Genomic DNA, 15,359 nt, shown 5'->3' with positions numbered 1-15,359 from the left:
AAAATATATATTTTTTAATTATTTTATAATTAAAATTATGATGAATTCAAATGTTAAAAGATTTATGGCATTTATTAAAATGTTAAATATAGAAATTAGTCCAGAATTAGAAAACACTGAACTAATATTATTAAACAGCACATATGAAGGCAATGAGGACGAAAAACTAAATTTACAGTTTAATTTTGCTAATTTAATTAGTATAAAAAGTTTTAAAAAATTTAAAAAAACATTAAAAAAGAATAAAGGCCTGCATGTTATTTTTAACTTTTCAGATTTACAATATACACGCGAAATTCTTTTAACATTTATAAAAGAACAAATTCAAAAAACTCGTTTTCGTGAACTAAAATCAATTGATTGAGAGAATATTGTAAAAGACTTAGATGTCCAAACACTTAATATAGAAACTCCTGATAGAAGTTTTATTGATCAATATGGAGAATTGCTTGATGAATTATTTACTAAATTAAAAAATCAAGGCTTTTCTAAATTGCAAGTAAAATATCTACAAAATAATAAAAATAACGACCTAGTTGAAGAAAAAATTAGGAAAGAAAAAAGAGAAGAAAGCGCCTTGCTTATGAAAATAGCAAGGGAATCTGCTCAAAAAAACAATACAATAAATACTAAACAAGAAACATATAAACCTTTAATAAGAAAAAAACAAACACAAACAAGCAAACCATATATTATGTGTACAATCGAACAACTTCCAACTATTAATGAGTACTCTAATGTTGAATTTGTGGGCTTAATTTTTGCTTCTTCTACAATGGCTACGAAGGATAAAAGAACTATTGCTTCTATTAAAATTAGTGATTATAAATCCTCAGTTAAAGGAAATTGATATTTAGATACTGATTTATTATCAAATGAACAAAAAGACCTAATAGATGCCAATTCTCAAAATTGAGTAAAAATAAAAGCCACTATTCCAAAAAATGATAGAACAGAAAATGGTTTTTTTGTTTATATAAATGATGTTGAAAAAACAACTTCGCCGCTTAAAATTGCTAAAGATACTGCAAAAGATAATGAGAAGCGCGTTGAAATTCATATTTCAACAAAAATGAACACAATGGATGGTTTGTTTTATCCAGATGACTTTGTAAAAAGAGCAAAAGAATGAGGAATGCCAGCAATTGGCATAATGGATACTGATGGCGCTCAAAGCTATCCAAGATTATACTCGAGTGCAAAAAAAGCAGGTATAAAAGCACTATACGGAACAGCTTTTTCTACTATAAATAGGCAAAATAATTCAATTTTTGGCAAAATTCCTAAAGGAAATATTAAAGACTTTTCATATGTTTCTTTTGACATTGAATCAACTGGTCTTAGTCCTAAATTTCATGAATTAATTGAATTTGGTGGTGTTGAAATTGATCAAGATTTAAAATTAGGAAAAGTACATCAATTTTTTGTTAAAAGCAAATCAAAATTAAAAAATTTTACAATTGATCTTACTAAAATAACTGATGAATTGCTAGACAAAAAAGGGATTGATATAAAAGAAGCTCTAAGTCAAATTTATGAAATATTAAATAACAAAATTGCTTTAGCTCATAATGCAAAATTTGACTATAACTTTCTAAAAGAACAATTTAAAATTCATAATATTGAATTCCCAAATGTAACTGTAATTGATACTGTAACAGTTTCTAGAATAGTTTATTCTCAATTTAAAAGCCATAATCTTGAAAGTATTGCTTCTAGACTTGGAATTAACTATGATGCAAAAGTAGCTCACCGCGGTGACTATGATGCCAAAGTTTTAGCAAACGTTTGAATAAACATGATGGCCGAGCTTCAAAAACAAAACATAATAACATTTGAAGATTTATATAATTATTCATCTGAAAAAATGTACTCTGCAAATGCTAGACACTCTCGCGAAATCACAACAATTGCACTAACTGAAGAGGGTTTAAAAACACAATATAAAATGATTTCTGATTGTTTAACCAAAAACTATATAAATTCCCCAATTACCTATAAAGAAGACTTAAAAGAACTAAATAGAAGTGATATTTTAATTGGTTCAGGAACACTAAAAAGTGAATTAATTGAAAAATACTTTTACTCATGTCATGATGCTTTTATTGATGAGTTAGACTATTACGACATTATAGAAATACCAGCGCCTCAATGTTTTGAACATTGGATAAAAGAGGAGTTTTTAACTCAAGAACAACTTTATAATTCATTAAAAGATATCATTAATGAAGCAAAAAATAAAAACAAAATTGTTGTTGCTACAGCAGATGTTAAATATCTAGATCAATGAGATAAAGAAATATTTGAATCCCTAGTCTATGCCAAGGGAATAAAAAACACACGACATTATTTATTTGATTATAGAAAACTTGAAAAACAAGGTACACTTTACTTACCAACCCAAAAATTTCTAACAACTAGCGAAATGATCGAACAATTTTCTTTCTTAAATGATCAAAGTCTAATTAATGAAGTTGTTGTTAAAAATAGTCAAAAAATAGCTAACATGGCACAAAATTTAGAAATAATAAAAAAGGGTTTATATACTCCGGAATTTGATGATTCTAAGAAAAAATTAGCTGATTTGGTATACAAAAATGCTCATGAAAAATATGGTGACAATTTGCCTGAATTAATTCAAAAAAGAATAGATGCGGAACTTAAACCAATTATTAAATATGGATTTGATGTTATTTACTGAATAAGTTATAAACTGGTTAAATTATCTGTTGATCAAGGTTTTATAGTAGGAAGTAGAGGATCAATAGGTTCATCATTTGTTGCTTCTTTAATAGGAATTTCGGAAGTTAATCCATTGCCTCCACATTATAATTGTTCTAATTGTAAACATTTTGAGCTTGCAAATATAGAGGGAATAACAAGCGGTTATGATCTAAACTCAAAAAACTGCCCAAAATGTAATTCATTAATGATTGGTGAAGGACAATCAATACCTTTTGAAACGTTCCTTGGTTTTGAAGCTGATAAAGTTCCTGATATTGATCTTAATTTTACTGGAGAGTTTCAAGGCGTGGTACATGAAGAAATAAGAAGGTTATTTGGCAAAAATCACACTTTTAGGGCCGGAACTATTTCTAAAGTTGCTGAAAAAACAGCCTTTGGTTATGTAAGATCATACGCAGAAGAAACGAAAAAGACTATTTCACAGATTGATACAGAATTTATTGCAAGTAGAATCAAGGATGTTAAGAGAACTACTGGTCAACACCCAGGAGGGATAATAATTATTCCTAAACAATTTGAAATCTTTGATTTTACTCCAATTAATTATCCGGCAAATGATTTAAGTGCCACATGACTAACAACACATTTTGATTATAAAGCAATCCATGATAATGTTTTAAAATTTGATATATTGGGCCATGATAATCCAACAACTATTAAACTTTTAGAAGAATATACTGGAATAAAAATCCAAGATGTGCCTAAAAATGATAAAAAAGTTATAGATTTATTCTCATCTCCTAAATCAATGAATATAAATTCTAGCCAAATTTCAAACGAGAAAACAGGTGCTATTGGTCTTCCTGAATTCGGTACTTCATTTGTTAGACAAATGTTAAGTCAAATAAAACCAAAATCTGTTGCTGATTTAATTTCTATTTCAGGACTTAGCCATGGTACAAATGTATGACTAAACAATGCTGAAGAATTAGTTCTAAAAAAAGGAAAGCAACTTAATGAAATTATATGTTGTCGTGATGACATAATGCCTATGCTAATTAAAAAAGGTATAGAACCCTTGAAATCATTTAACATAATGGAAAAAGTACGTAAAGGCAAAGGATTGACTAACGAAGAAACTGAACTGTTAGAAAAAAATAATGTGCCTAGTTGGCTTATACAAAGTATGAAAAAAATAGCATATCTTTTCCCAAAAGCTCATGCTACAGCATATGTAACTATGGCACTTTGAATAGCATGGTTTAAACTTTATAAACCACTTGCTTTTTATGCTAGTTATTTCACAGCTCATTCTAAAGCTGATGATATTGAAAACATGATAGACCGTAAGGGTGGACATAAGGTTTCAAAAAGATTAAAAGAACTAAGAATAATGGAAAAAAGAAGCAATAAAGAGGACGAATTAATAAACGTTTTTGAAGTTGCTGAAGAGTTATACGCAAGAGGATTAAATATTGCAAATGTAAGTCTTGAAAAATCACAAGCATCAAAATGATTAATAGATGAATCTAATAATTGTTTAATTCCTCCTTTCAGTTCTATCGAAAGTTTAGGCGAAATAAAGGCTAACGATATTGTGGAATGTCGAAATAAAAAACCGTTTATTTCAAAAGAAGATTTTAAATCACGAACCGGAATTACAACAACTGTATTTGACAGAATGAATAATATGGGAATTCTTGATGAATTAGAAGATAGTGATCAATATTCATTATTTTAAGTTAAAAAATAATCGCTCTTTTAAACAATTAACTGGTGTTCTTGGTACCTTATTTGTTATCTCTATATTTATTATGATTAGTACTTTTATGTCTTCTTCTTGACGTTCAAATTTGGAAGAGGATTCATATAAGGTTTTTACATTTTAGATACAAAAAAAATATTCTCATTGAGCGACATCTATATAGGAATTAATAATAGTAATGATGCAATGTTAATAACAGGTTTCTATTTAGGAACAATATTAATTATTTTATTTTCATTACTAGCTTTATATGCAGTTTTTCTTATTGTGTTGTCAGTTCTTAGATCTATATTTTCTAAATCTCTTGTTGGAATAATATTAACAGTTATTCTTGTTGCTGCATTCTTTATAGCTATTATTTTAATAGCAACAATTGGTAATTGTTTAGAAAAAGCCAAAGGCATTTATGTTTTCCTAATTATATCTAGTGTATTAAGCTATGCAGCAGATACATTCGTAAACAAGGAAAATAAAAAATAAATACAATTTTAGTTCAAGTAAATAACATTTTTAAAGTTATAAGACTTGGACTTTTTTTATAACTATAGAGAAATAAAAAAATCCATATAAAAATTTATACGGACTTTAATAGAAAGGGTTCTAGTATTTCAATAAAGCTATCTCAATTTTCATTAAACATCATATGTCCTGTTTTCGGAATAAAAAATGTTTGCACATTTTTAACATTGTTTTTGAAATAGCTAAAACAAGAATCTCTATCTATCACAGCATCTTTTTCACCTAAAATTAGTAATGTAGGCACTTTAATTAGTTTAAGTCCTTTTTCTATTTCATTGTGTAAAGATAAAACGGGCAATGATTTTCCCAACTTAATTATATTTTCATTATTATAAAGATTAGGATCAAAAAATAATTTATTAATTCTCATTCAACTTTTATCATTTATAAATGATGATATGTCATAGTGAAGAGCTGCCATATATTTTAAAAAATCATCAAAATTTTTTGGAAAATATGTGTCAAAATAAGCATCTGTTGTAGTTAATGACGTTTTATTCATTGGTGCTATATATACCATTTTTTTAAACAATTCAGGATTCATTTTATAAGCTAGTGAAATTATTCCACCGCCCATAGAATGTCCTATAAGAGTAACATTTTTTAGTTTATTTTGTTGTACAAAATCAACTAAAAGTTGAGCAAACTTATGTACACTAATTTCATGATTCTCTAATGGTTTAACACAATTATTACCTGGAAATTGAATTGCATAATAATTTGATTTAGTTCAGTAATTCTGAAATATTTTAAAAGAAGCGGGACTAGAATTAAAGCCATGAACAAAAATGATGTTTTCATTTACATTGTTGTTGTCTTTAAAAACATATGGGTAATCATAAATAATTTTTTTCATAGCTTTCCTTACACAAATTATTTACATTATATAACATAAAAAAACATACCTAAGGTATGTCATTTTTTATTATTCAAAAAAGTTTGAAACTGCTTTTTGTTTCATTTCTCTAGAAGTAGCAAAAGGTATTCTTGTTGTATAACCGTTTTTAGAAGCTACAATCATGTATGTTGGTCATTGATTAATCGTTCTATTTCATTCAAAAACAGTATCATTATAAATTTCTCTAGCTGCTGTAATTTCTTTTTGTAAATACATATTTTGTTGCATTGCTTCTCTTAAAGCGCCGTGTGCTTTTAATTCAGGATATCTTTCAATTTGAACATTAATTCTTCCAACTAATGCATCAATTTGCGAAGCATTTTGGCTTCTATTTTCGTCGTTTAAATTCATTCCACTACGATATGCAGCCACTTGTGTCATAACATCTTTGTCTAAATCAACTGATTTTTCAACTATAGAAACCATATTTTGCATAATTACAACACGTTGTTCTAAAAAGTTATCAATTTGTGATGCATTATGTTGGATACGTTGTTCTATTTGTGCCAAACGGTTCTTAGCTTTTATTTTTAAAAGCAAGAAAACAAGTCCAGGAATAACTAATAAAAGTCATAATATTATTTCAAAAACAACTGATCCTTTTCCTGTTTTAATAGGAATTCTCTTATTAATTACATTAACATCGCGTCCTTCTTCAAATACTGGTCCATTTAATTCATCTAATTGGTTTGCCATAATTTCTCCTTAATTATTTATGAGATAATTATATTAAATAATTATTTTTTAAAAAATTTTGAAAACCATTTAATTGGTTTCATTACCCAAAATTTGTCCTTCTAATAAATTATTGGTATTCTCATTATTTTTTTCTTCTGGATTTTCATCATCACCAAGAACAACGTTAAATTTTTGCTCAGGTATATCAATTTCTGATGATCTATCATACCTAATATATTCTTGTCAGGGAACAGGAACATTATGCATTTTTCCATCACGTCCATAAACTGTAACATATTCAATACGATCAATGATATCATATCCAAAATCGCTAACTAACACTCGATCAGATCCATTATTTTGACCTATATATTTTGTCTTACTAATGTGTCTCGTTTTGACTAATGGGTGTTTAAATAAATTTCCATCTAATGAAGCAATTCTTCTTTCATACTCAAACTCATTTAACTTAGCTCCATCATAGTCATAATATTCATATTCTTTTGCTTTAACTTGTTGAAAAATTGGAATAGCAAAATAAGGTGCAAGAGCAAAGTATACTTTTTTAAAATAATCATTTTGCTCATCCATAAACATTTTTTTAATAGTGTCATATGAATAAATACGATTATAACTTCATAACATATCTTCAAAAATTAAACTACTTAGATGAGAGTGAGAAAGATAATTTATCTTTTTTCGCTTAAAATAAGAAAAATTATCACCAAAGCCGATTTGTGAATCTTCTAATATTTTACAAATATTTTGTTGTGCCAATGGAGAAAATAAAAGTCTATATTGATGTTCATCATCGCGATCCAAAGAATTTCAATAAGCTTCAAATTTTAGATTAGCTAAAGCTGTAAAATTAACATTTTCTTTTTTACGTTTATCAATTACTTTTTCATATTTTTTTACAAATTTTCTTCGTTTTTCTTCTGACATTTCATGTATTGATTGTGGTTCACGTGAAAATGAAATATCCTGAGCAGCATTAGAACCAAAAATCATAAATGTATTGTAATTATAATAAGGACAAGGCTTTGAAATAGTAGCTACCAATGTTTGTGATTTACGTTTAGCTACTAATCTACCATTAACAAATGATCTTTCAGTTCAAAAAATAACTAAAGATCCTGTATATTTTTTCATCCCCATTTCATGATCTAATGTTCTTAAAAAAACATATGGATTACCATTAATACTGCCAGATTGAGATGAAATAACCATTTTATTTTTATCTGTAATACTATTTAAACCATATCGATTAACTAAAGAACCTAAACGCTGATTATCAAAGTAATCATCCATCATAGCTTGAGGCATAGTTTGATTAAATAAATGAATCTTCATACCGGGCCTAAATAAGTATAACAATGGAGCTACTTGTTTGAGGCCTATAGCAAGCTCATCATTATATTTTTTTGTAGTTTCTTTTAATAAATCGTCCATATTTTTTAACTTTTTATCGATTACCAAAAACTGTAAAAGCATTGTTAAAATAAAAAATACTGGAGATACTGCGGCTATTGATATGACTATAATATCACGCATATTCATTAATGTTATTAGCAAAATAGAACCAACAGCAACAAGAGCAAACAATACAATAAAAATAATATTGATAATTTTTCAAGTTTTTAACTTTTTAAAAGATTTACTAAAATTATTACATTTTTCTTCTAAGTTATCAATCTTTTTTGTCTGTTCTCTGTTAACTTCAACATCTATTTTGCTCTTTTTAACAAGTTTGTCAAAATATCTTTCTGAATTACTATTATGCTTTTCCTTATATTCAGAAAATTCTAATAATGGCTCGTTAATATATTTAAATTCTTCCATATAATTCCTTCCTAAGATTTATTTGTATTTTATAATTTTCCTTATTTAAAACTAAAAAAAGAAAATAAAGCAAGACAAATTCTCTATTTAAATGTCAAAAACACAAAGATAATAAAATAAGTCAAGCGTATGTGTTACACTTAAACTCACTTTTTAAATATGATGGCTCTTAAGAATTATTTTTCAAAAAACATTATGTAGATTAAATAAAATGAATTAAAAACCCAAAGAATAATATTTAGTTTTACTTACTTATTTAAATAAAATAAATCAATTGTTCTTCCCAATCCGGCTTCTTTATTAGTAAATGGAGAAATAACATCAGCTATCATTTTCATTGTTTGACAAGAATTATTCATAGCTATTAATTTGCCAACTTGGCCACTACATGTAGCATCATTTAATGTATCACCAATATGTACACAGTCTTGAGGATCAACACCTCTTGCTAAAGCATATCTAACCTCTGACTCACCCTTAGAACATGTTATTGGAGTAATTTCTAATACTTGATCTTTAGAACCTGTATAAGCAATTTCACAAATTCCACGATATTTTTCTTTTAAAACATTTGCAAATTGGAATAACCTTCTTTTACTTGGATGTCATAAAACCATTTTATTTATTTCAGAATCATTCTTAAATTCATTATATCTTCTTGCTTTTCCTCTAGTCCATTTTAAAGCTAGTGAAACAATTCAACTAGATGTAAATGAAAGATCTCTTGTGTCTGAATTAAAAATAACACTTATTTTATATTTTTTAATTTCTTCAAATATTTTATCTACATCTTCTTTTTCAAATTTGCCTTTAAATAAGACTTTTCCGTCTTGTTTTACATATGTTCCATTCCAAGCAATAAAGTTATCAAGACAACCCATTGGTTCAAGAAAAACATTTGAAACTTTTGTAGGTGGTCTACCAGTTGAAACAACAACCTCAATTCCTTGTTCTCTTGCTTTATTTATATATTCAATATTAGTTTTACTTATTCTTTTATGGCCTTTAATTTTTAAATCAATTGTTGTGCCATCTAAATCAACAAAAATTATTTTAGGTTTTTTCATAGCAATAATTATACTAAAAAACACATTTATAACTGACTATTTACTAAATGAAGTTAATAAAAAATACATGTAATCAACACGTATTTTGCAATAAATTATATCTAGTAATAATAAGGAATTACTTTTTGAAATGTTTCAGATGTCTTAAATTTAAAATTCTTAGAGTCATAAATAACTGCCACTTGCTCTTGTTGTTTTTCGCCAAATTTTTTAGAATCCAATAACGATTTTGGAATTTTGCTATCTTTAGCTGGTTGATACACAAATTTAAATCTACCATTTTCATTAGCTAATGAATTTAAGTTATCAGTAATTAATTTTACATCCTCACCACTGCCATAATTAACTTCAGTTAATCCTACTATATCAAAGCCAGATTTATAAATAATATTTGCTAAAGCAAAAGCTTTTGAATCATTATTGCCATAATTTAAAATATTTCAATGAGCTATACGAATTGTGTTTTCTGGTTTAGAAATTTTAATATCAGTTGTGTCGACATCGCCATGAACATTAACTGTTTTAATATCAAAATTGACTTTTACATCTGTAAAAACAGGAGCATGATCAGAAATTAAATTTCTAACTACTTCAAAATCTTTCTTTCCATTATTTTCAACATTTCAACCATTCATTTGTTTCAATTTTTCTTTTTTAACATAATATTGAAATGCTTTATAAATGTCTATTTTAAAATCCTTAGATTCTTCATTAATAATTTTAGGAACAAAAATATCTTTATCATTATTTATAAAAAACATTTTGTCATATTGTTCACTATAATTGCCTTTTCGCTTATTTTTACCTAAAGAAGTTATAAATTGTTCACCAAATTTACTTTTTTTTGTCATATCTTGATTAATATCTAGAGTAGATTGTATTTTAGTTTGATCATTAACAAATTTTGTGGCCAAAAAATAATTAACACTTTTAATGTTTGTATCTCCACCATAAATTAATAAATTATCGTTATATTTTTTATCAAAATAATCAAAAGTTTCTTTAATAGCTAAAAATTCTGATATTTCTTGAGCTCCTTGAGAACCTTTAATTCGATAATCGTCTAAATTAGCTTTATTTTCGTTAATGGTTTTACTGCTATAACCTGGAGAATCTAAATGATTAAAAAAAGTACCTATAAATTTGTTTGTATTATTTATAGAAAATCTTGCATAAAAAGGTGGTCTTACAAAAATAGTTTGATTGTCTTCTAACTGTAAATCATCAGATAATGGCTCTAATGAAGAATTATTTTGATTTTCACTAATTGGAGGTTTGCTACTGCTATCATCAGATTCATTTTCATTCTTTGAATTATTAGGAGCTTCATTTTTATGAGAAGAATCAGAATTATCATTATCTATTCCAAGAACATCGCTTTCTTTTTTAGTTTTTGAACTAATTTCTTCATCACTAGATTCTGTTGAATTATCATGTTTTTTCTCAGGAGCAGGGGTTAATTGAGTTTCTGGAGTATTGGTTATTTTAGGAGTTTCTGGTGCAGATGTTTCTGGAGATTTATCTGAATTGCCTCTTGGCATATCTTTTTCTTTTTCTAACCTACTAGAAAGATTACCTTTATCCTCAACTGAATTAGATGATTTTTTGGTTTCTATGTTAGGTTGTTGAGGAATTAATTTGTCTAAATCATCATTTTTTGTTTCATTATCACTTGTTTTTTTAAAAATACAAGATGAAGAGAGCACAGAAACTGATAATAGTGAACTAATAGTTAATGCACCAAGAAAAAAATTCAACTTTCTTTTCATAATTTTGTCCTTAATGTTTTTAATTATAAATATGTAAATTAATGTTACAAAAATTATATTTTGATTATAAAAATACTCAAAAAATGAAAAAATTTCCATTTTTTTGTGGAAAATAAAAATGCCATTCAATATAAAAGCATTTATTATTTTTTTTAAAGAAAATTGTCTTGAGCTATCATATCCAAAGCTATTTCAAAAATATCTGTGAATTTTTGTTCTCTAGTAATAGAATCAGAATATTCCATTTTTGGTAAATTATCACTTATTTGTAAAACAGCAGCAGCCTTTTTATCAAACTTTTTAGCTACAGCAAAAATAGCAAAACTTTCAGCGTCCACTATATCGCTTTGAGTTTCAGATATTGTATCTGGAATTGAACGATTGCTGTAAAAAACATCAGCAGAATGAACGCTTAAAAGACTATATTTTTTTCCTAATCTGCTTGCAGAATCAACCAAAGAATCAACAACTAATTTATTTGGATAATATATATGACTTAATTCATTGTTTGTTAATCTAGAAATGGCTAAATTATCGCTATATGCTCTAGTAATTATTGCTGTATCAAGAACATTTATTTCAGGTTTATAAGAACTAGCTGATCCACAACGAATAATTAAATCAACACCATATTCTACAATTAATTCTGTAGCATAAGTGCCTGCTGAATGAGCACCCATTCCATGACTACCAAATGTTATTCTTTTTCCTTTATAAACTCCAGTATAGTAACTTTCATTTCTAACATTGCTTACTTCTTTAACGTCAGTTAAATATTTATAAGCCATATATTTCATTCTTAAAGGATCACCTGATAAAATAACCATTCTAGCAATATCATTTCGTTTTGCATTAATATGTATAGACATAATTACTCCTTAAGTAACTTATTGTTACTATTTATTATATATAAAATAAATAAAGCTCTAATTGTTAAAAAAATATAATCTATTAAAAGTGTATAAAAAAATGCCCCATTTTAAAAAAGGACATATGGCTGCCTCAGTTAGATTCGAACTAACGCGTGACGGGACCAAAACCCGTTGCCTTACCGCTTGGCTATGAGGCAATAATGGTGGAGGGGGAGGGATTCGAACCCCCGAACCGTAAGGAAGTGGGTTACAGCCACCCGCGTTTGGCCGCTTCGCTACCCCTCCAAACCAAACTATTTTAAAAATAGTATGTTAATTATAATACAAAATATAAAAATATTATTAATAATTTAAAAAAGAAATTATATTTTTTAATTTAATTCCTTTATGTAATAAACATTATTATTAATTCAAACAAGATCACCTATAAAAACTTTTGAATTTCTTCCTAGTGGAACTTTGTCATTAATTTTTACTAAGTTTGATTGTAAAAAACCTTTGATCTCACCACCTGTTGAAATAAGTCCCATTTTTTTAATTAATTTTCCTAATCCAATATATTTGCCTTTTATATAAATGATAGGATCCATTTTATCTTCTTAAAGGAGTAATAATTTGTTTTGAATTAGGATTGTTTTTTGAAAAAATTATAATCTTTTGTATTTTTTCGTCTATTAATATATAAATTTCTCCATCAGTGATGTTTATTGAATCTTTAAAATAAATAAAATTTATATCAAATATTAAAGGATTCCCAGCAAGTTCAAAATTACTGGTTTTAACCATAGAATCTCCTAATTCATCTAGTTGACAATGAATATTAAATTCATTTTTATTTATTTTAACATGGACTCTATTTTGTTTTTCAAGAGCAGTATTTATTCAAATTTTATTTAAAAGATTGTTTAATTCTGATTTATTAATTGTTATTTTATATTTTATGTTCGACAAAATTTCGCTAAATAATTGTTCAATATCATGATAAGGTAAATCAGTTATACGAGCTGTAATAATAGTATTTTCATATTCAATTCCAAATTTTAATGAATTGAAAAATAATGTAATTTTTTCAGGTGCATCAGATGGTATCATATCTCTAACATCTTTTGCATTTACACTAAATTCAAAATCTTCAAGCATTTGATTAGTTTTAATTGAATAGTATGCTAATCTGTGTGAATCTGTTGCTGTTAAATTTAAAGCTCTACCAGCACTTCTAAAATTAATACATTTAAAGATTAAATTTGGTCCTGTACTAGCAGCAAAAGAAACATTACGAATTGCTTTTTTGAATTCTTCAGTATTTATTTCAAATTTCTTAAGATTTATATTTTGTTCAATAGTAGCAAAGCTATTTAATTCATTTAAAGATAAAGTATAGTGGGAATCTTGTTGCTTAATTTCTAATTTATTATATGAAGTTGAAAGTTCAATAAATCCCGATAATTTTTTAACTATATTTTTGAAATAATTGCCTTGAACAACAATTTCACCATCTTCTTCAACAACAATATTTTTATCATCAACAAAAACAGTTTTAATTATTGATGTTACTTCGTTACAAGCTTGAAAAACTAATTTTTCTTTTGTTGCACTTAACTTTATACATCTCATTCCATAAAATGAACTAACAGGATCAGTGAATTTTGAAACTATTTCTAAAGTAGAATCTAATAAATTTTTATTTATAATAATTTTCATTTTATTCTCCTTTTATATTAATAATATATTTTGTTAATTTGTTAATAATTTGAATAAAACTATTAAAAAGTTAATTTTTAGGCTTATTTTCAACCTTTTTTCACATCTTTTATATTTTTGTGGTGTTTATAACATTTTATTTATTGTGAATTAAATGTCTTTGAATATTTCATCATTTATTTGAGAAATAGTACGTCTAAATGCTTTATCGGGTTGTTCTGTTTCTTTTGATATTTTTTTCATAGCGTTTATTATTGTACTATGATCTCTATTTCCAAACATTTTTCCAATTGTTTCAAGAGAAATATTTAATTGATTTCTAATTATTCACATTGCTATATGGCGAGCTAAGACTGTGTCTTTTTGACGGCTTTTTCCTAAAATATCTGATTTTGTAATTTTGTAATATTTAGCAACGTGTTCAATAATATTATCTGGTGTAATTTCTTCTTTTATTTGTTGAATATCTTTTAAAATCGAATTAACAATAGCTAGTGTATATCGTGAATTAGTTTTTATTATTTCTGTGTTATAAAAACGTAGACGATTTATTGCTCCTATTAAGCTTCTAATATTATTCGCATAATTTGTAATTATGAAATTTTTTGCGTCATCTTCTCAAAGTTCAGGAGTCATTTCTTTAAGATCTATCATGTAATTTAAAATACGTAAAAGGTCGCTTTTTTTAGGATTTTCAATTTGAAGTTGCAAACCCATTTGAAGTCTACTAATTAATCTTTGATCAAATGAATTTTTAAGAGAATGAATTGCCCGATCTGATGCAATTATAGTAGTTTTCTTATGATTTATACGATAGTCTAAAATTGTAAAAATAAGTTCAATTGTAGCTTTTTTATTTCCAATTCCATAACTTTGAAAATCATCAAAAATAACGACATCAGATTCATCAAATTGAAGCCTAATTTGTTTTAGTTTACGCTGATCATTTTCTTGAAGAAAATAAGAAATATCACGAGAAAACGAATTTGCATTTATGTATTTTACTGTGATGCCTTTTTCAATTAAAGCATTACAAATTGAGTATAACAAGTGAGTTTTGCCTAATCCTGATTTGCCATAAATAAATATAGGACTATATTCATTTCCACCATTATTAGCTACATATTTAGCTATTTTTATAACTTCTTTGTTAAACTCACATTCTATGTAATTGTCAAAATTTAAATCTTTGTCAACATCTCTATTTGATAATTCAATGTTTTCAATAGCAGTATCTTTTCTTTCTTTTTTGACTTTCTTTTTGACAGCTGATTCTAGTAAAACAAAACTGATTTTGCATTCACGATCTAAAGTTTCATTAATTGATTTCTGAATACTTGATTCAAAAGCTCTTAGTACCATTTGTGAGTTAGCAGAATAATTAGTTGTCCCAATAATAACTTTTCCATCTGAAAATATTTCACGAATAACAAAATTAGCAAAAAAGTTTTTATAAAGCATCGGATCAGCTAATTCTCTTCGCAAAATATCCAAAAATGTATCAGTATAAGATTGCAAGGTTATTAATTTTTCATCTTTGCTTTTAAAATTCATATTTATATA

At 26.5% G+C, this 15,359-nt stretch carries 11 protein-coding genes and 2 tRNA genes; 2 read left to right on the top strand and 11 right to left on the bottom strand.

Translation table 4 applies throughout. From position 1 onward, the window contains the following. Positions 1-37 precede the first annotated feature (37 nt). Entirely contained in the window at positions 38-4,426 is a 4,389-nt protein-coding gene (locus JS510_RS00065) for a PolC-type DNA polymerase III (protein WP_205517347.1), read from the top strand. Positions 4,427-4,594: 168 nt separating this feature from the next. Next, positions 4,595-4,930 (top strand): hypothetical protein, encoded by a 336-nt coding sequence (locus JS510_RS00060; protein ID WP_205517346.1) that lies wholly within the window; start codon positions 4,595-4,597, stop codon positions 4,928-4,930. A 94-nt stretch (positions 4,931-5,024) separates the two neighbouring features. On the opposite strand, the gene JS510_RS00055 is transcribed toward JS510_RS00060, so the two are convergent. The 11 genes from JS510_RS00055 to dnaA all read right to left on the bottom strand — a co-directional run bounded on the left by JS510_RS00055 (position 5,025) and on the right by dnaA (position 15,350). Next, positions 5,025-5,825, bottom strand: a complete 801-nt coding sequence (locus tag JS510_RS00055) for an alpha/beta fold hydrolase (RefSeq protein WP_205517345.1) — start codon at positions 5,823-5,825, stop codon at positions 5,025-5,027. A gap of 69 nt (positions 5,826-5,894) precedes the next feature. Next, positions 5,895-6,563, bottom strand: coding sequence for a LemA family protein (locus JS510_RS00050; protein WP_205517344.1), 669 nt, complete (start codon positions 6,561-6,563; stop codon positions 5,895-5,897). A gap of 69 nt (positions 6,564-6,632) precedes the next feature. Beyond that, positions 6,633-8,387, bottom strand: coding sequence for an MAG1210 family protein (locus JS510_RS00045; protein WP_205517343.1), 1,755 nt, complete (start codon positions 8,385-8,387; stop codon positions 6,633-6,635). A 248-nt stretch (positions 8,388-8,635) separates the two neighbouring features. Then, entirely contained in the window at positions 8,636-9,454 is an 819-nt protein-coding gene (locus tag JS510_RS00040) for an HAD-IIB family hydrolase (protein WP_205517342.1), read from the bottom strand. 101 nt (positions 9,455-9,555) lie between these two features. After that, a complete protein-coding gene (locus JS510_RS00035) occupies positions 9,556-11,223 on the bottom strand; it encodes an exonuclease/endonuclease/phosphatase family protein (protein WP_205517341.1) in 1,668 nt (555 codons plus the stop codon). Positions 11,224-11,375: 152 nt separating this feature from the next. Beyond that, complete coding sequence (locus JS510_RS00030; RefSeq protein ID WP_205517340.1) at positions 11,376-12,092, bottom strand: phosphorylase family protein; 717 nt, start codon at positions 12,090-12,092, stop codon at positions 11,376-11,378. A gap of 125 nt (positions 12,093-12,217) precedes the next feature. After that, positions 12,218-12,292 (bottom strand) — tRNA-Gln (locus JS510_RS00025). 4 nt (positions 12,293-12,296) lie between these two features. Further along, positions 12,297-12,380 (bottom strand) — tRNA-Tyr (locus JS510_RS00020). Positions 12,381-12,466: 86 nt separating this feature from the next. Continuing rightward, positions 12,467-12,685 (bottom strand): RNA-binding S4 domain-containing protein, encoded by a 219-nt coding sequence (locus tag JS510_RS00015; RefSeq protein WP_205517339.1) that lies wholly within the window; start codon positions 12,683-12,685, stop codon positions 12,467-12,469. Between the two features lies 1 nt (position 12,686). After that, positions 12,687-13,796: a DNA polymerase III subunit beta gene (locus JS510_RS00010; protein WP_205517338.1), complete on the bottom strand. Its 1,110-nt coding sequence runs from the start codon at positions 13,794-13,796 to the stop codon at positions 12,687-12,689. Positions 13,797-13,946: 150 nt separating this feature from the next. After that, entirely contained in the window at positions 13,947-15,350 is a 1,404-nt protein-coding gene (gene dnaA / locus JS510_RS00005; RefSeq protein WP_205517337.1) for a chromosomal replication initiator protein DnaA, read from the bottom strand. Between the last annotated feature and the right edge of the window lie 9 nt (positions 15,351-15,359).

It is taken from the genome of Mycoplasma tauri (assembly GCF_016925555.1).
GTDB lineage: Bacteria > Bacillota_I > Bacilli_A > Mycoplasmatales > Metamycoplasmataceae > Mycoplasmopsis > Mycoplasmopsis tauri.
This window is presented reverse-complemented; position numbering and strand designations above follow the sequence as displayed.